The sequence below is a fragment of the Leadbettera azotonutricia ZAS-9 genome (genome assembly GCF_000214355.1).
Classification (GTDB): Bacteria; Spirochaetota; Spirochaetia; order Treponematales; family Breznakiellaceae; genus Leadbettera; species Leadbettera azotonutricia.
This window is the reverse complement of sequence record NC_015577.1, coordinates 3,317,099-3,334,446: the sequence shown is the minus strand read 5'-3', so window position 1 is coordinate 3,334,446 and position 17,348 is coordinate 3,317,099. Positions and strand designations below refer to the sequence as shown.

The window sequence follows — 17,348 nt, the reverse complement described above, 5'->3', positions numbered from 1 at the left end:
GAATACAGTACATGAACAAGTTTCTTCTATATAATTAATTCTCTCCCCCGCAAGCGGGCTCTTCTTCGTATCCCTTTGCGGTTTTATTCGTGGCGAGAGGGTTAATACCCCGCCCCTTGATGTTCGATTCGGATTGAAAGTTAGCAGATGTCTCAGTCATTGGTTCTACTGTAATCTGTTTAAAAACCCATCCAGTGAAAGGTAATTGCTATCGCTTGAAAAAACGCCATCTTTGTAATAGCGCATATACGGAATTTCACGATTGTTGAAAGTATCTTCTTTGAATGTCATAAAATCTTCGTGGGCAAGGCGGTGCCACTCGGCAATATCGTATTCAACAGTATAGATATTAATAGCTGTTCCGAGTCTTTCCGCCGCTTGTTTTTCAGCTTCTTTGAGGTATGCTTTTACAGCGATCCATTGGGGGCACCAGCTTTGGGTTAAAATGAGGATAGCTGCTTTTCCTTTTAGCAGGCTTTCTGCAAAATCACCATTATTGATAGCGTACTGGCATTCGTCTTCTGTTAAAGTTCTAATCATGATAGTAGTTTAGCATAAAAAGGGCTTTGGAGAAAGAGCGTTTAACGGTAGATATCGGCTACCACCGCTTCCATGCTCTTATTATAGTAGAGAAAGCCATAAACTGCGGCGGCCCCCAGCACTCGCCTGCCGTATTCCCTGGTTTCAGTATATTCAATGGATTCAAGGAAGGCATCCTCAGGCAAATTCCCTGTTTGGCGATCCCCGGCCCTCCAGCGCCTGAGACGGCCCATGCCTCCGTTATAAGCCAGAAGAGCCATCATGGGGCTGCCCATCTGATCGATGAGGTAATTAAGATAAAAAGTGCCTATATGCACATTTGCCTCGGGGTCCTTGAGGTCAATCGTGCCTTCGGCGCGGTAATCCGGCCCGCCCCGCCGGGCAATGCGTCCGGCCATATCCATAGCTGTGGGCTCCATGAGCTGGGTAAGGCCCACAGCCCCGGAACGGGAGACCGCCTGGGGCATGAAGGAGCTTTCGGTACGTACCAGGCCAAAGAGGAGTTCAGGCTCCAACCCGGCATCCCGGGCATTCTTTTCGATGAGCTCCAGAAAATGCCGGGGATAAAAGAGCTCCAGATCCGCATGGCTGATTTTATAATCTTCCCTTGCCATATAACGGGACACAAGGCTGATGGATTCGTCAAGCCGGTCTGCTTCTGCCAAAGCTTTTGCAAGGATGCGGAGTTCGGGATATCCAAGGTTCTTTTCGAACTTCCTGATATAGGGTGAAATTAATTTCCCTCCGCCAAATTCAAAAAAGCCCAGGAGGAATTCCAGTTCAGGGTTGATTTTTTCAGTCCCTCTGTTTTTGGATTCCGCCTGCCCTATGGCGCTTTCGCCGGTTGGGATGAACCTGGCCCCCAGCCTGGAAGCAGCCAGGACACGGTAATAGATAGAAGCATTCCCCTCTTCAAAGGCTGTCCTGAAAAAAGCATCCGCATCGCCGGCTTCGGTTTCTTTGAGATAGCCTTCCTGAACCGCCCTGCCGAGTATCCATGCATATTGGGCAAGGATAGCCCCGTGGGCCCTTTCCCCCTTCATGGTGTTGTAAAGCTCCAGCAGGGTTGCCCACTGCCTTTGGCTTACAAGCTGCTGTGACAAACGATCCATTGCATCCGCAAAATACGGCGCAGAATTCCAGCGCGGCATGGTTTCCATGACTAATTTTGCAGCATTGCTGCTTTGGGCCGAGAGTGCGTTCATCAGCATATACCAGATGCAAGCGTCTGATTGGAGATGGTCAGGGGCAAGATCCAAAGCCCTGGCAAAGTATTCGCCCGATTCCCTGTACTGTTCCCGCTGGCGGGCTATTCTCCCGGCGTAATAAAGTAGACGGTAGCGGAGATTTTGGCCTTCATCTTTCGTAAGGGGGAGGGGAGCGTTTTCCAGGAATTCATCCCACTGGCGAAAGAGCCTGGCGCCTTCTTCGCGGGCGGGAAGGGTATACTGGAAGGATCTGCCTATGTCTGTGATGAGTTCAGGATAGCGGAGAAAAAGCCCGCTCCCGGTTTCAAGAACTGTGCGGAAATGGAGCACACCCTGTCTATAATCCAGGCGGATGACTGCTTTCCTCCCTGCAAGGGCCTCGGTTTCAGCAGGGCTCAGGCAATCGCCATCCTGCTGCTCCAACTCGTCCAAAGCCCATTGCCAAACAGCATCCACAGGGTTTGTAAAGAAAAAATCCGCCAGCTCCCGGCGCAGATCGCTATCCCCTTTTTTCGAAGTTTTAAGACGGCCCAGGAGGGCAAGTATTTTATCAGCGCCCCCTGTGCTATTTTTCAAATTAGCCAAATCCGGGAAACGCCCAAGCCTGTAATAGCAGGCGGCCTTGAGGCTGTCGAATTCTGTGGTTTTCTTTGCATTGATGAGCTTGAGTATTTCGCCGGCAAAGGCAGGATCGTTCTCCAGAACCGGCAGCATCAATTCCCCGGATGCTTCAGCACGCACCAACCGGGAAGCGCTTCCCAGGGACAAGACAAAGAGAAGGTTTGCCCTGTCTGTATCTTTTGCCAAAAGCCCCGCATAGAATGGCGCTTGGGGATGAATGCGGGCAAGGGTTCTTAATTGGGCAAGGGCTGCGGAAAACCTGTCGGGTAGTTTGGCTTCCAGTATAAAGCCTATATCTCCCTTTTTAAGCCTTTCGGCTGCCTCTTTTTGGGGAAGGCCCAGAATCTCCTGGGCTGCCCCGCAAGAGGAAAAATTCAGCAGAAAAAGGAAAGCGAAAAATAACGCGGCCCGGCCCCTGATTATGCCCTGCCTAGTTCCTTGGCGGAATGCGTATGGTAGTCCCGGAAATGATAAGATCCGGGTTGCGGATATTATTGAAACGGGCTATACGGGGATATTGCCAGGGGTTGCGGTAGAATGCCTCGGCAATGTCCCAAAGGGTGTCCCCCCAGCGTATCTTGTAAGGCGCGCCGTTCTTGGGAATGGTGGTAGGCACTTTGTAGGAAGCTACAGGCGGAACCGGCCTTGTCCTGGATTTTGCCGCTGCGGGGGCAGGGGCCTTGGCAGGGGCTTCAATCACCGGAGGCGGGGCCACAGGTTTTGGGGCTTCGGCTGCAGGCTGTGCCGGGGTCGCAGGCTGGGCCGGCTGTGCGGGTTGGGCTGGCGGCTGGGCTTCCTGAGGCGCAGTCTGTGCGGGCTGGGCAGGAACTGCCGGTTGTGCCGGAGCCGCAGGCTGCTGAGTTGTTGTCCTTGAAGAACTCGAGGATTCTGCTTTGGAAACCCCCGGCAAGTACCCTCTCAAGAAGAAGAGAAGGACTGCCACCAGAAGCAGGCCGATCAAAATGACAATGAGCCAGGGGAAGCCCTTGTGATCTTCCTCTTCTTTTGCAGCCTGGGCCTTTTCGTAAAGCCCCGAGGGGGGCGCTTCGTTCTGCTCAAGCTCAAAATCCGGGATCTCAATGTCGCGGTCGTCTTCATCCATGGACTTGAGAGACACATTGAGGAACTGGTGCTCGCCATTGGCGCTGGAATCGAGATCTATGGCATCGGCAGTGATGTTCCCCTCTTTGTTGGAGGTAATCACCATTTCGATAGAAGGCTCGCCCTTAGACTTTGGCTTGATATTCTCTACCACGAGGCTGCCTATATAGAGAGCGTCGGCCATGGTCTTGGTGAAGCTTTTATAGAGATCGATCTGAACGCTGCGCTGTTTGTCATGGACGGTAGTGAGAACCAGCCGCTTTTTTACCGCAGAATTCTCCTCCACAATGGAGTAGAACTCCCCATTAGCGATTTTTATACCAATAGTAGAAGGCACCTCATGCTCCTTTGAACTCAATGGAGTTTCCTTCTTCAAATTTCGGTCAAAACGGCCTAAATCTGAACCTAAAATTGAAGACTATTGAAGAATATCACTATTTACTCCGATAATAATAGTATGGATTCCTTGATTCCCATACTGGCAGCAGTAGTGGTCCTCGTCATCGGCATTTTTCTGGTGATGATAATCATGGGCCGCTCCAAAAGCGGGGGCGGCAACGGAAAAGGCTCTAAGGGCCGTGACGCAATTATCAAAAACACCACTAAAAGGCTATCACAAAATCCCCATGATCCAGAAGCCCTCAGCGAGCTGGGGGCTCTCTATTTCAAGGAAGAGGATTGGAACCAGGCTTACAAGACCTATGGCACCCTGACCGAGCTTGGCTCAGCCCAGGGCGAAAAAGAATTTGAAAACAACTATCGTTTCGGCCTTTCTGCCCTCAAGCTTGGCATGACCGACGATGCGTATAAGGGTTTTTCCGCTGCCAGGGGCCTTAATCAGAATAATTTTGATGTGAACTACAATCTGGGTGTTCTGGAATTCCAGAAGAAGAACTACGAGAAGGCTATACAGGTATTGAACCAGGCAAGGCTTCAGGATCCTGAGCACGCCCCCACGTTAAGAACCCTTGGCCATTCTTTTTTCCGCTTGAAGAAGAACAAGGAGGCCATGACTTTTATACGCAAGGCCATAGACCTTGCCCCGGATGACAAGGAATCCCTCTACACCCTTGCGGAATGCTACTACGAGGCCAACCAGACCGAGCAGGCCCAGCGAATTTTTAGCCATCTCCGGGGCGATCCCGTCATGGGGGCCAGCGCCTGCCTTATTTCGGGCACCATCAACGCCCAGGCCCGCCAATACGACAAAGCTATCCAGGATTTTGAGCTTGGCCTTCGCCATGAGAACATCAAGGCCGATGTGCGCATCGAACTGCGTTACCAGGCTGCCACGACCTTAATCAAGCAGAATGAAATCGGCAAAGCCTTGGGGTATCTCAAAGACATCCAGCTTGAGAACCCCAACTACAAGGATGTGTCCCCCCTTATAGGCCGTTATCAGGAACTCAACGCCAACAAAAATCTCCAAATTTTCCTCATGGCCCCTTCCGGGGATTTTGTGGCCCTCTGCCGGAAAATCGTCATGAGCTATTATCAGAAAGCCAAGGTGAAGGTCACCAATATCTCGGTCAACAAGAACGAGTGGGCCGACGTACTCGCCGAAGTCGATACCGCCAAATGGGAAGATCTTATCATGTTCCGCTTTATACGTACTCCAGGTTCGATTGGCGAGCTCATTGTGCGGGACTTCCATTCCCACCTTAAAGAAGTGAAGGCCGGCAAGGGCATCTGCATTACTGTGGGCAATTTTACTGAAGAAGCCAAACGCTATACCGAGGCCCGCCTTATCGATCTTATTGAAAAGGACAGGCTCACTGTCATACTCAATACCGTAGACGCCAAGGTTGCGGCTGCCGCGCCGAAAACCCCGGCAAAGAAGTAGTATTTTTTTATATACAATTGCTTGTTTTTTTCCTCCGTATGGCCCATAGTTAGATATGCTTAAACCTATAGCTAAATTGATAGTCGCCCTGAACGGCAATCTGAAGAAAAGCCAGATTGCAGCAGGGTTTTCCTGGGGCGTCCTCCTGGGCCTTATTCCTGCGGGGAATGTATTCTGGATTTTCTTCTTTGTTATTTCATTCTTTTTTAAGCACCACCACGCCTCAAAAGTCCTGGTGCTGGCGATTATCAAGCTTTTGATAAATTTGATTAACCCCGCCCTGGACACTGTGGGCTGGGCCTTCCTTCATGTTGATTCCCTCCAGCCTATTTTGACCACCCTGTACAACATGCCCTTTGTGCCCTTTACGGGATTCAACAATACCCTGGTAGCCGGGGGCCTTGTGGGCGGTATAGTCCTTTTCCTGCCAGTGTTTTTCCTCATCTTTTTCCTGATTCCTCTTTACCGGACCAAGCTGGTTCCCAGGATACAGAACGCCAAGCTTGTCACCAAGCTAAAGAAGCTGCCTTTGATTTCCGCCCTTGGCGAGGCGATAGCGTCTGTGGCAGGCGTCAAAGGCATAGGGAAATAAGGGGGATATTATGAGTGATGAAAAACCGGCAAAACCAGCCAAAGCAAAAAAAGCAAAATCTGTTAAAGAGCCCAAGCCCAAAAAGATAAAAAAAGCCCCTGGTTTTTATAAGAAAGCTCTTTCGCAAAAGCAGCTTGAAAAAAGGTACCTTAAGTTTATAGAAGTGCCTACGGATAAAGCCTTTATCAGTTCCTGTTACGAAAAGAAAACCGAAGTCAAGCCCGCCAAGGGCAAGAAGCCGGAACTTTCCGCCGAACGAGGTTCCCCTCCGGAAGAAACCTATGAAATCCTCCGTATACGCACCGATCTTGATGTGAAAGAGGTTAAACGCCTCAACCAATTAAAAAACTTTATAAAGCGAAACCGCAAGAGTTCTGTGAATGTCCTGCCCCTGGGCATCGCTGCCATTGTTGCTGCAGGCATCGCAGTATTTGTGCTTTTTTTCATGGATCCCCTGCTTGAAAAAGCCCTGGAAACCGGCCTCGAAATGATCTTCGAGGCGAAGGTGGATGCTGATAACTTCAAGCTCAGTATTATAAAGTTTGAGATAGCCATGACCGGCCTCACCATTGCGGACCGCGACAGCCCCATGAAGAACCTTGTCCAGTTTAGCCGCATGGACATAAGGCTTAAACCCCAGGCTGTCCTCAGGGGCAAGGTATATATAGAAGAAATACGGGCCGATGCCTTACGTTTTGGCACTGCCCGCACCGTGTCCGGGGCTTTGCCCGCGAAGCCCCCCAAGGAAAAACCGCCCAAAGAGGACAAGCCTATACCGCCTCTTGTAGACTTGGCAAATTTCGACGCCATGGCCCTTCTCAACCAGGAATTCGAGAAACTCCAGACCCCCAAACTCTACGACGCAGCAGCGGCTTTTTACACCACTACCTACGATAAATACAAGGGTCAGGCTGAATTGGTGCAGACCAGGAGCAAGGAACTCATAGCCCGCGGGAATGAGGTACTCGAGGAGGCCAAGCAGTTTTCCAATATCAACCTGGGCAATATAAAAGATATAAATGAATTGAATCGGATACGGACCCAGATTCAGGGTTTTATAGCCGAGTTGAATACTACTACTGATACGGTTAAGTCTACTGTTGACGAAGCCCAGGGTATCATTACCGGAATTGAAGGCGACGTGAGGAGCGCCGAGCAGATGGTAAGAAATGCCCAGGCTTCCATAGGCGCAGATCTTGCGCATCTCAAATCCTATCTGGATCTCTCTTCGGGGGCTGCTATGGAAGTGGTGGAGCCGGTGATTATGAATCTGCTTACCGACAGCGCCCTGGTTTATCTGGATTATGGGAATAGGGCTTTGGAAATTCTGGAAAAGGTTAAGGAGATTCAGGCAATGATCCCCAAGTCCGATAAACCCGTAAAGGCAAAAAAGGAAAAATTCAAAGGCCGGGATGTTGCCTTTCCCACTTCAAGCTATCCCCAGTTCTTCCTGGGCGAATTGGCCACTGATGTGTTTACCCCCGGGAATTGGCACTGGGGCTTCGATCTTAAGGGTGTAAGCTCAGACCCGGATCTTTCCAATGCGCCTACCAGTTTGGCGCTTTCTTTGGAAGAAACCGGGGACGGCCTTAACCGGACAGCTTCTTTTAATGGCGCAGCGGATTTCCGTTCCAAAGCCGCTGAACGTTTCAATGCCAATATCAATGCTGGAGGCTTCCCTGTCAACATGAGGGCCGGCGGATTAAGCAAGATAGGCGTTGGAGGTTTTAGCGGAAACGCCGATTTCAGATTCAGCCTTACCGGCATGGCAGGCGGAAGCTTTACGGGAACCGGCGGAGCAGCATTGGCGCACTCCCGCATAATCGACCCTTCCAATACAATAGCCAAGGCCATAAGCGATGCCATGACTGAAGTGGAAGCTCTGGATTTGGGCATCAAGTATGAGCATAATGTTTCGGCTTCGGATCACTTTTCGATAAATACCAATATTGGAAACATAGTAATGGAAGCCCTCAAAAAAGCTGCCCAGCAGTACATTAAGAAAGCCGAAGAAGAACTCGAAAAGGCCCTTCGGGCAAAAATCGATCAATATATCGACGGGCGTTTTGTCAGCAAAGAAGAGCTTGATATGGTATTTGCAGCAGTCAAGGGCGACAAGTCCGCCATGGACGGGATTAGGAATAACCTTAACAACAAGAAGGACGAGCTGGAGAACAAGCTCAAATCCGCAGCGAACGAGGCCATAAATCAGGCAAAGGACGAAGCCAAGGAGCAGGCCCAGCAGGCAATTGAAGATTTACGCCAGGGCAAGACCCCCAGCATCCAGGCGCCGACTGCGCCGAGCTTGCCCAGTTTGCCGTTCAAGAGGTAGGCAGGATTTAAAGGTTAAATGCTAAGCTGTCAGGGGTTTTAACCCTTGACGGCATTGCTGTTATGTAATTATTATTCATTATTGTTTGCAAAAAAATAAAGGAGAAACCCATGAAAACATTAAACACCAATAACCAAATTATTCTTTATCAGGCTGGGTGTTAAGCTTCGGATCATTGATTTTTTTAATTCCGGCGCTATTCCCCCGCCTATAAATCCAGTGGAGGAAATTTATATTCTCAGGTTCTAAGGGAAGCTCTGCCTCCCCACGGTTAAAAAAATTCTTTTCTTTTTATAAACTTTATCGTGTATTGTTTATAGCCGATATCTCATGTGCAGCGTTAGTATCAGCTATTTCCCTTGCCTTGCCCCTGTGTACCCGATACCTCACAGGAGAGGTGTTAAAGACAGGGGCATCGGATTCTCAAAATATAATGAGAATAGTTCTCTATACGGCATTAACCATGTCAGGCCTTATACTGTTGCAGGCCGGAGGTGGTGTGTTTTATGACGGTATGGGTCACTCCATGGGCGCCATGATGGAAAGGGACATGAGGAGGGATCTTTTTGCCCATATCCAAAAGCTGCCCTACAGTTTTTTTGATAATCAGGGAACAGGTTCACTTATGTCCCGCATTACCAATGATCTTCTTAACCTTGCGGAACTCTATCACCATGGTCCTGAGGATATCATTATTTCTTTTTTTCCGGTTTATAGGGGCTCTCGTGATACTTTTACAAATAAATGTGAGCCTTGCACTGACGATATTCGCCTTTCTGCCTCTGATCCTCTTGTATTCAATGTTTCTTCAGGGCCGTTTGCGGAGGGCTTATCGTGAAAGCCGGGAAAGGATAGCTGAAGTTAATTCCCGGCTTGAAGACAGTCTTTCGGGTATCAGGGTGGTTAAATCTTTTGCCAATAATGAATTCCTAAACACCAGAAATTATATTTATAAAAATGAAGCCTGGTACTGGTCGCAGTAGTTGTATTCGGAGGTTTAAATATTTCACAGGGGAGACTAAATGTTTCTGATTTAATTGTTTTTATGCTTTACGCCGGTTATCTGACCGTTCCCATTCTCCGTATAGCCCAAGTGGTTCAGCAATACCAGGACGGAATTGCTGGTTTCAACCGTTTTATGGATATCCTCGAATTGTCTCCCGAACCTTCAGGCGGTAAGATAACCCTTCATGGATCAGCCCTCAAAGGCGATATACGCTTTGAGGATGTAAGTTTTAAGTACCACAATGAGGGGGATACGGTCCTAAAAAATATCTTCCTAAACATCAATGCCGGAGAATATGCGGCCGTGGTAGGGCCATCGGGTACGGGCAAGACCACCCTCTGTTCCCTCATCCCCAGGTATTATGAAGTGAGGAGCGGTATAATTTACATTGATGGCAAGGATGCAAAGGATTATACCCTCGAATCCTTAAGGCGCAATATTGGCGTAGTCCAGCAGGAGGTCTACCTTTTTGCAGGGACAGTGATGGAAAACATTATGTATGGTAAACCTGGCGCAAGGGAAGAAGAAGTTATCAGCGCTGCCAAAAAGGCAAATGCCCACGATTTTATCAGTATCCTGCCTCATGGGTATAATACCTTCATAGGCCAACGGGGTGTTCTTCTTTCAGGGGGCCAAAGGCAGCGTATCAGCATAGCCAGGGTATTCCTAAAAGATCCGCCTATCCTCATTTTCGATGAAGCCACCAGCGCCCTTGATAATGAAAGCGAAGAAGTGATACGCCGGAGCTTTGGGGAGCTTTCGCTTAACCGCAAATTGGATTAGGCTGTACAAAATAGGTATCTTGGAGATAGAATAATCCATGCTCGACTTCGGCATAATCGACACCCATCTCCACCTCTGGGATCTTGATAAACTCCATTACCCCTGGTTAAAAGACAATCCCTTCCTTAACCGCACTTTTACGCTTAAGGAATATCGCGCCGCCTGCGGGGATATAAAAATCGACAAAATGGTTTTTGTCCAGTGCGAGGTTGATGCTTCCCAGTATAAGGAAGAGGCGGCCTGGATCACGGAACTTGCAAAAAATGTTGACCCCGGAATCGCAGGCATCGTACCCTGGGCGCCCCTGGAAAAAGGAGCAGCTGTTGAAGAAGACCTTGCGGAATTTGCAAAGAATCCCCTCGTCAAAGGCATACGCAGGATCATTGAATTTGAAGATGATATTGATTTCTGCCTGCGCCCTGGTTTTATCGAAGGCCTGAATCTTCTCCCCACATACGGCTTTAGTTTTGATATCAATATCAGTTTCAGGCATAACCGCAATGTGATAAAAATGCTTGAAAAAATCCCCGAAGTGCCCTGCATTCTGGATCACATCGGCAAGCCCCCGGTTAAAGCGGGAACCATAGAACCCTGGAAAAGTGAAATTAAACGTATGGCGGAATTCCCGAACCTTTTCTGCAAGGTTTCAAGCCTTGCCACGGAGGCGGATCATAAAAACTGGACGATTGATGATTTAAGGCCCTTTACGGATGCAATTTTTGAAGCCTTTGGTTTTGAGCGTACTGCCTTTGCCGGCGACTGGCCCGTATCGAGCCGGGCAGCTTCTTATCCGCAATGCGTGGAAACCCTGCTCACCCTCGTTAAGGGGGCAAGCAGGGCGGACCTTTACAAACTTTTCAGAAAGAACGGAGAGGATTTTTACAGGATTTAAGACGCGGCTTTAGCCGGTTCTCGCATCAATACTACCTTAACTTCGGCCCTGGAGCCATAGAGATTGTTTAGGGGCTGCAGCAGTTCCCTTCCGCCTGAGACTTCTATGCCTTCCGGGGTATAGTATCTCTTGTTTCGCCTTGATTCGTAGCGAGGGTACATACCCAAGAACTCGCTCCCGCGAGGGAGCCTTAGGGCGTTATAAAGGGTATGTACCCGAGTCTAATACCTTTAAAGAACAACCATACCCCGACCGCTCTGCGGTGGGGTTGGTTGATTGTTCCAGCCTTATGGCTTACTATTTTTCTCATGCTTAAATTTCTCCACACTGCCGATCTTCACCTTGGCAAACTTTTTCACGACCAAAACCTTGAGGAAGATCAAAAATTCATGCTCCGGGCACTGGCTGGAATATTGTCAGATCCTTCTTATAAAGCCCTGATCATAGCAGGTGATGTGTATGATCGTTCCATACCCTCACCCGGCGCTATGGATCTTTTTGGTTCTTTTCTCGGTGATGTGAAAGCGCGTAATCCGAATTTGATCGTCATGGTTATTCCCGGCAATCACGATTCGCCTCTGCGCCTTGGCTATGGCAGGGAACTCTTTTCCCCCATGGGGGTAAAGATCAATTCCAATCCTGACGACTGCTGCAATCCTGTGATCGTCGGCGAAGGGGATGAGGGCTGCGCTTTTTTCCTCCTGCCCTTCCTCAATCCGGGGAGCTTCATGGGCAAAGATGGGGCGCCTATCCATTCCCAGGAAAAGCTTGCGGTTTTGGCCGCAAAGAAACTTGAAGACGCAAGGCTCGAATGCAAAAAGAAAGGCATAAACCATTCCGTACTTTTGGCCCATCTTTTTGCGTCGGGGGGCAAAGAATCAGAATCGGAACGGATATTTCTGGGCAATGCAGAACAAGTGAACATGGGGATTTTTTCCGGTTTTGATTATGCTGCCCTGGGGCATCTTCACCGGTATCAAAAAGCCGGGAAAAACGGCTGGTATTCGGGAAGCCCTCTGGCTTATTCTTTTGGAGAAGCCGGAACTGACAAGGTGTTTCTTTCTGTGGAATTAGGGGAAGCCGGGCCTAAAGTAACGCCTGTCCCCATAGAGCCATTGCGGAAAGTGAGCCGCCTTGAAGGCGCTTTTGACTGGCTCCAGGGCGAAGCATTGCACGATCCGGAAATACAGAAAATCAAAAATGATTATCTGGAAATAAATCTCACGGACAAGGAAATCAAGGTTAATGCCATGGCATTTCTGAAATCAAATTATCCGTATATTTTGAACATCAATCAAAAAACTGCTTTCGACTCTGTTAAAAGGGGAAATAACGAGGCTTTTGAGGCAGCCCTGCCAAGCGGGGAACGGAGGGATACAGCCGGGGATTTCGCGGTTTTTCTCGAAGAATTGTACGGCGGCACGGATGAACAGAAACTCTCTTTGTTTAAAGAGCTTCTTGCGGAAGCGGAGGCCGCTGAAATCAAGGCATGAAACCAGAAAAACTTTTCATGGAAAATTTTGGCCCCTTTAAAGGCAAGGTTTCCCTTGATTTTTCCAAACTCGAAAACATTTTCCTCATAACCGGCGAAACAGGTTCTGGCAAAACTACTATTTTTGATGCTATTTGTTTTGTTCTTTACGGTGAGGTTCCGGGCAGCAGGGGGGAGCATATAGCCAGGCTGAGAAGCGATCACGCTGCGCCTGACGAAGACTGCATGGCTGCCCTTGAATTTTCCCTGGGCGAAACCCGTTATTATGCGGAACGGTATCCAAAATACGAAAGGCCCAGGAAAAAAGGCGATGGTTTCATTTTAAAAGGTGAATCGGTAGATGTTTATGAATTTATAAACGGAGTCAAAACCAAGCTGTCCCTTTCAAAAAATGAAGCTGATGACAAGCTGCTCAGCCTCATAGGCCTTGAAGCTGAAGAATTTTTCAAAATTGTCCTGTTGCCACAGGGAGCCTTTGCGGAATTCCTTAAGCAGAATACCACCGCCCGCAGGGAGGTGCTGGGGAAACTCTTCCCGGTAGAAAAAGCAGCAGCAGTAAAAGACTTAGCCAGGGAAAAAACAAAAGAAGCGAAATCCCGGCTTGTAGAAGCTTTGCACTCATACCAGGAATTACAAAAACGCATCAGTGTTGAAAGCTATGAAACTGGGCGCAGCAATACTGAAAAACTTCTCGACCAAGCCAAAGAAAAGATTATAAAGCTTCAAAAAGAAAAAGAAAAAATTACTTCTTTTGTAGGGTATAAAAAAAGATGGGAAGATGCCAGGGCGCAGCTTGACGATGCGGAAGAAGAAGTCCGGCAGAATAATGAAGAAAAGACGGCAATAGACGGGAAAGAAGGACTATTGAAACTTTCCCGCCGTTTAAGGCCTTTGGAAGCATTGCTTCGTGAGGAACAGAGAGCGGAAAATGCCGGACAGGAGGCCATTGCCGAATATGCCGAAGCTGCCGGAGCCAGATCCGCAGCCCTTGCTGAAAAAAAGGATGCCGATCGGAAAGGAAAGGAAATCCCAGCCCTTGAAGGAAGGAAAAACCGTCTCCAGGCTTTTAAGGTCCGGCTTGTCCAGGAAAAAGAAAACGAAGAAAGATCATCCCATGATAAATCAGAGCTTGAAGCCATCGAAAAGAAGCGTCTGATCCAGGAAAAACAGGCAGAAACCATCAAGGAAAAAATCAGTTCCCTTAAAAAAGAAATTGACGAATTGGAGAAAACCTCCCAGGGTGCTTCCAAAATAGAGAACGATATTGAAGCCGGGAGGCTTGTTAGGGATCATTTGGATGACCTGATAAGGCTTGCAGGGGAAAAAGACAAGCTTCAGCAAAAGGCTGCTAAATGCAACGAAATAATGGGTAATCTGAATAAACAAAGGCCGGATATGGAAAGACGGATTTCCATTTTCGACGAAGAGATAGCCAGGCTTGAAGCCGAAAAATCTGAATCCGAAAAGGCCGAAATGGCAGGCTGCCTTGGGGCAATCCTTAAGCCCGGAGAAGCCTGTCCTGTTTGCGGTTCAATGGAGCATCCCCGCCCTGCAATAATTCCGGAGTCGCATTTTTCTGCGGATGACAAAATAAAGGAATTTCAAAAGTCCCGGCGGGATGCGGAAAATGGGCTTTCCCGGATAGTGTCGGATACGGCTTCCCAAAAAAGGGAATTGCAGGGATATGAGGAAAACATTTCCCAGCTTGACAGGGAAATAACGCGGAGCAGGGATATTTCTGCTATCCCGGCATTCGATCCAAAAGAAGAACCCCAGGCGCCGTTTAACTACCCCGCACCCTTGCCTTCGCTGTCTGTGCTTAAGGGCATCATGGAAAAGCATGCTAACGTGTTAAACAAGTTGTCAGCCCGGCTTAAAATATGCAAAGAAGCAGCCGGCGCAAGACCTGAAAAATATCGGGAGTCGGAAAATTTAATGAATTCACTTGCCGAAGCAGAAAAAGAGTCGATCCTTCTCACTGAAAGAAAGGCCAAGCTTGCCGCAAGCCTCAACGAAGCAATGGAAAAGCTCCATCTTCTTTTAGACAGCCTTCCCCCGGAATTGTCACAAGGCAAAATACTTACCAGCGCGGCTGAAGCCCTGGAGAACCTGGAGAATTATCTTCAGGAAACCGATGGTCTCATAGCCGCAACCAGGGAAGCAGGGGAAAGGGCGAACCTCGCCTTGGCTTCTGCTGAAGCAAGGGCACAGGAGGCCCAAAAAAAGCAGGAAAACTGCGAGGCAGAGAAAGCAAAGTCTTCTGCGGCCCTTGCCAATGGCCTTTCTCAATCCGGCATAAAGGGCAAGGAGGCTTTGGAAGCTGCCCTTTTACCGATTGAAACAGAAGAAGAATTAGCGGGGGAAATAGAAAACTGGAAAAAAGACCGGGATAGCTTCAAGGCCCGCGTAGAGGAAATCAAGAAACAGCTTGCGGGGATAGAGAAAGAGTTAAACGTATTGCAATTTGTTTTTAGTTTGGATGACGCAGTATTGCGCTTAACTGGTCTCGAAGCTGAACAGCTTGAAGCGGAAGCTGAACGGGGTAAAGCCTTTGCGGGCCTTTCAGGTTTGGAAAAAGATTTTAAAGCCCTGGGGGATGCTAAATCCCGCTATGAAGAGCTTGAATCAAACCATTCCCGCCTTTCCGGCCTTGATAACGATCTTAATGGGAAAAATCCGAAAAATATGACATTTGATTCCTGGTTATTGAGCCGTTACTTAAGGGAAGTTGCAGACTATGCCACCAAACGCCTTGAAAAGATGAGCGAATCCCGGTATTCCCTGCTTTTGGATAATGAAACTTCAGGCAGGGGCAAGCAGGGTCTCGACCTTGCGGTTTTCGATGCCCATACAGGTAAGACCCGGCCCTGCGCCACCCTCTCGGGGGGCGAAAGCTTCATGGCGAGCATCAGTCTTGCCCTGGGCTTGGCGGATTCCATACAGAACCGTTCAGGGGGTGTGCGCCTTGACGCAGTGTTTATCGATGAAGGTTTTGGCAGCCTTGATGAGGGCACCCTCGACAAAGCCCTCTCCATTCTGGATGAACTCCAGAGCCAGCGCATGGTGGGCCTCATCTCCCATGTGGGGGAGATGAAATCCCGCATACCGTGCCGTGTGGAAGTTATTAAATCCGCATCGGGCTCTTCTATTGAATAACCTTGTCCAGACCTTCCTGCCTCAACGCGTTGAGCTGATCCTGGGCTCGTTTTTTTACATCGGGACGAAAGTCTGGGAAGCGGGCAATCTGGGTCAGGAGCAGAATGCCGTCTCCTGCCAGAGGCGGTCCCGAGAAACGGCAGAGGGCCGCAATCGAGTCGGAAGCCGAAAGCAGGGTTTGCGAATCCCTGTTGGCATTGTCCCGGGAAAGGAGAAAGGTGTAAGCCTGGATAGCTTCGCCCTTGGGATCCACGCCGATTTTGCCAATGGCTTCACAGCAAGCCGCTTTAATTGAAGGCTCAGGATCGCGGTTATAAATCGTAACAAGGAATTTTATGGTTTCCCGTGAACCCATGCGGGCCAGAAGGCGCAGGAGATCGATCCTTTGAGGAACCTTGATAGGCGCTCGCACGAGGGAAGCATTGGGATTATTCAAAAAGTATCCAATCATCTCCATAAGGTAGCCCACGTAAAGAGGTTCGTTCTCGCCCACTTGTCCGCTCGAAGTGGCTTTGTCTATTTCAGCATAAAGAGCAGCCATGATGGCCTCGTCGTAACGGCCTGAATCGCTGGCCCAGGGGGAGGGCGGGGGGTTGCCAAGGCCATAGGTCCCTTCGGGTTCAGGGCCGTACATTGAGCGGGGAATTTTCCTCACCTGGTTATCTATCTTGTAGGTGCGGAGTACCTGATCCTTTCCGCAGGCATAGACAAGGCCTTCGGTGCTTAAGACCGGTATTGCGGAGGTTTCAGGAACCCGAAGCAGCCAGCGACGCCTGCCGTCTTCAGCAAAAGCTGTTCCCCCATGGCGGCTGAACGAGAAGATCCCCCTCTCGTCGAAGGTCATGGAAGCATCACCGGGGTTGAGGTTCCCGGCGCCTTTTTCAGCTGTGGTCTCGTGGCTGTTTCCAGTCCAGGCTATCCTGGCGCTGGTGCCGGAGATCAAAGCTACCCTGCCGTCTTTTAGAGTTACCGCAGCCTGATCCTCATAGCCTATAGCAGCGATGGGTGTCACCGGCAGGGCAGGCAGACGGCTCCGCGAAAGCATGCCGTTTCTTGAGCCTTTTAAATCCAGTTTGATATTTTCAACTTCGCCATTCTGGTAGAGGAGAAGGAAGCTGTTGCTGTCGCCGGTGATGATGGGAACGATGATTGCAGGCTGCCTGTCCAGCCTGATGCGCTCGATGGCCCCCAGGTGGCTGATGCGTACAAAGTCGCTGTTCTCAAGGAAGGTGGCAACCCCCCCGGCATGATCCAGGACAGGCGCCATGGCCATGGGGCTTCCCAGATCCTGGGTCCACAGGGCAATGCCCGAAGCAGTGCGACAGAACATTTCCTGACCTACCGCAATGAGGAGCCTTCCGTCCCAGCCCACCACCGCGGGGAAAGACATGGGGTTTCCCAGTTGTATGCGCCACAGTTCCCGGCCCACCCGGTTAACCGCCATAAAGACACCTTCCAAGTTGCTTGCATAGGAAGTCCCTTCAGGGGAACGCGAAGTATGGGGGCTCGGTTTGCCGTGGGGGTCGAATTCCCAAAGGGCAGTGCCGCTCATGCTCCAAGATTTAAGAGAGCCGTCCTGGCATGCCACTACCACCGATTCAGCCTGGAGAAAAGGCAGCCCCACCACGATATCGTCGATGTCCCGTTCCCATATAGGGGCAGAGCTTACGGGCATATCAGCAGGCGACACCCTGCCTGAATTCCGGTTCTGGGCATTTGCGAAGCCCGCAAAAAGAGTAAGGACAAAAAATGCCAAAAGGATTTTGGTTTTATTCATCATCC

At 49.5% G+C, this 17,348-nt stretch carries 13 protein-coding genes; 9 read left to right on the top strand and 4 right to left on the bottom strand.

The window, feature by feature from the left end:
• Nucleotides 1-165: 165 nt before the first annotated feature.
• The 3 genes from TREAZ_RS14695 to TREAZ_RS14685 are packed head-to-tail and all read right to left on the bottom strand — an operon-like array spanning nt 166 to nt 3,807.
• Entirely contained in the window at nt 166-540 is a 375-nt protein-coding gene (locus TREAZ_RS14695; protein ID WP_015712680.1) for a hypothetical protein, read from the bottom strand.
• 41 nt (nt 541-581) lie between these two features.
• Nucleotides 582-2,789 (bottom strand): flagellar assembly lytic transglycosylase, encoded by a 2,208-nt coding sequence (locus TREAZ_RS14690; RefSeq protein WP_425357479.1) that lies wholly within the window; start codon nt 2,787-2,789, stop codon nt 582-584.
• A gap of 10 nt (nt 2,790-2,799) precedes the next feature.
• Nucleotides 2,800-3,807, bottom strand: coding sequence for a LysM peptidoglycan-binding domain-containing protein (locus TREAZ_RS14685; RefSeq protein WP_043923559.1), 1,008 nt, complete (start codon nt 3,805-3,807; stop codon nt 2,800-2,802).
• Between the two features lie 120 nt (nt 3,808-3,927).
• Between TREAZ_RS14685 and TREAZ_RS14680 the strand changes: the two genes are divergently transcribed.
• From TREAZ_RS14680 to TREAZ_RS14650, 9 genes are all read left to right on the top strand, one after another.
• Entirely contained in the window at nt 3,928-5,313 is a 1,386-nt protein-coding gene (locus TREAZ_RS14680; protein ID WP_015712677.1) for a tetratricopeptide repeat protein, read from the top strand.
• A 55-nt stretch (nt 5,314-5,368) separates the two neighbouring features.
• A complete protein-coding gene (locus TREAZ_RS14675) occupies nt 5,369-5,905 on the top strand; it encodes a TIGR03546 family protein (protein WP_015712676.1) in 537 nt (178 codons plus the stop codon).
• Between the two features lie 10 nt (nt 5,906-5,915).
• A complete protein-coding gene (locus TREAZ_RS14670; RefSeq protein WP_015712675.1) occupies nt 5,916-8,237 on the top strand; it encodes a hypothetical protein in 2,322 nt (773 codons plus the stop codon).
• Between the two features lie 310 nt (nt 8,238-8,547).
• A complete protein-coding gene (locus tag TREAZ_RS17535) occupies nt 8,548-9,075 on the top strand; it encodes an ABC transporter transmembrane domain-containing protein (protein WP_083820317.1) in 528 nt (175 codons plus the stop codon).
• Nucleotides 8,963-9,220, top strand: a complete 258-nt coding sequence (locus TREAZ_RS18785; protein ID WP_425357470.1) for an ABC transporter transmembrane domain-containing protein — start codon at nt 8,963-8,965, stop codon at nt 9,218-9,220. The genes TREAZ_RS17535 and TREAZ_RS18785 overlap by 113 nt, the downstream gene beginning before the upstream one ends.
• A 62-nt stretch (nt 9,221-9,282) precedes the next feature.
• Complete coding sequence (locus TREAZ_RS17530; protein WP_052297697.1) at nt 9,283-10,026, top strand: ABC transporter ATP-binding protein; 744 nt, start codon at nt 9,283-9,285, stop codon at nt 10,024-10,026.
• 37 nt (nt 10,027-10,063) lie between these two features.
• Nucleotides 10,064-10,918, top strand: coding sequence for an amidohydrolase family protein (locus tag TREAZ_RS14660; protein WP_015712673.1), 855 nt, complete (start codon nt 10,064-10,066; stop codon nt 10,916-10,918).
• Between the two features lie 308 nt (nt 10,919-11,226).
• Nucleotides 11,227-12,411 carry a metallophosphoesterase family protein gene (locus TREAZ_RS14655; RefSeq protein ID WP_015712672.1) on the top strand — a complete coding sequence of 395 codons (1,185 nt, stop codon included), beginning with the start codon at nt 11,227-11,229 and terminating at the stop codon, nt 12,409-12,411.
• On the top strand, nt 12,408-15,566 hold the full coding sequence (locus tag TREAZ_RS14650) for an AAA family ATPase (protein ID WP_015712671.1): 3,159 nt from the start codon (nt 12,408-12,410) through the stop codon (nt 15,564-15,566). The genes TREAZ_RS14655 and TREAZ_RS14650 overlap by 4 nt, the downstream gene beginning before the upstream one ends.
• On the opposite strand, the gene TREAZ_RS14645 is transcribed toward TREAZ_RS14650, so the two are convergent.
• On the bottom strand, nt 15,556-17,343 hold the full coding sequence (locus TREAZ_RS14645; protein WP_015712670.1) for a PQQ-binding-like beta-propeller repeat protein: 1,788 nt from the start codon (nt 17,341-17,343) through the stop codon (nt 15,556-15,558). The genes TREAZ_RS14650 and TREAZ_RS14645 overlap by 11 nt on opposite strands.
• Nucleotides 17,344-17,348: the final 5 nt, after the last annotated feature.

Excerpts from the sequence above, each read along its gene's own strand:
- TREAZ_RS14695 (WP_015712680.1), bottom strand. The coding sequence starts at position 540 with ATGATTAGAACTTTAACAGAAGACGAATGCCAGTACGCTATCAATAAT.
- TREAZ_RS14680 (WP_015712677.1), top strand. The coding sequence starts at position 3,928 with ATGGATTCCTTGATTCCCATACTGGCAGCAGTAGTGGTCCTCGTCATC.
- TREAZ_RS14675 (WP_015712676.1), top strand. The coding sequence starts at position 5,369 with ATGCTTAAACCTATAGCTAAATTGATAGTCGCCCTGAACGGCAATCTG.
- TREAZ_RS14670 (WP_015712675.1), top strand. The coding sequence starts at position 5,916 with ATGAGTGATGAAAAACCGGCAAAACCAGCCAAAGCAAAAAAAGCAAAA.
- TREAZ_RS17530 (WP_052297697.1), top strand. The coding sequence starts at position 9,283 with ATGCTTTACGCCGGTTATCTGACCGTTCCCATTCTCCGTATAGCCCAA.
- TREAZ_RS14660 (WP_015712673.1), top strand. The coding sequence starts at position 10,064 with ATGCTCGACTTCGGCATAATCGACACCCATCTCCACCTCTGGGATCTT.
- TREAZ_RS14655 (WP_015712672.1), top strand. The coding sequence starts at position 11,227 with ATGCTTAAATTTCTCCACACTGCCGATCTTCACCTTGGCAAACTTTTT.
- TREAZ_RS14650 (WP_015712671.1), top strand. The coding sequence starts at position 12,408 with ATGAAACCAGAAAAACTTTTCATGGAAAATTTTGGCCCCTTTAAAGGC.
- TREAZ_RS14645 (WP_015712670.1), bottom strand. The coding sequence starts at position 17,343 with ATGAATAAAACCAAAATCCTTTTGGCATTTTTTGTCCTTACTCTTTTT.